This is a genomic window from Sporofaciens sp. JLR.KK001, assembly GCF_036941055.1.
Taxonomy (GTDB): Bacteria; Bacillota; Clostridia; order Lachnospirales; family Lachnospiraceae; genus Sporofaciens.
In genome coordinates this window covers 1-268 of record NZ_JAYMNO010000026.1, presented here as the reverse complement: position 1 = coordinate 268, position 268 = coordinate 1, and the positions used below count along the sequence as shown (strand labels likewise).

At 37.3% G+C, this 268-nt stretch carries 1 protein-coding gene; it reads left to right on the top strand.

All coding sequences use genetic code 11. The features are described from left to right. On the top strand, positions 1 to 268 hold a 268-nt coding region (locus VSQ62_RS32765; protein ID WP_334638798.1), incomplete at both ends, for a hypothetical protein.

Sequence of the window (268 nt, the reverse complement as noted above, 5' to 3'; positions counted from 1 at the left end):
AGGGTATAATCTATTTCTCCGGTTAAGGGAATATAAAGAAAGTGAATTATTGTTCCTGCATGATAAACGGGTTCCAGCCAATAATTCCCTATGTGAAAGATTGGCAAGAGTCTATAAACGAAAACAGAAGCAGGCAATTACTCTGCGGAGCCAAGAAAGTTTAAACGATATTTGTAATGGCTTAAGCATAGTCTATTTGTTACGCGCACAAAATGTAGATGTATATCAGAAGATAACAGAAATATATGAACGGAAACGCCCGCCCAAA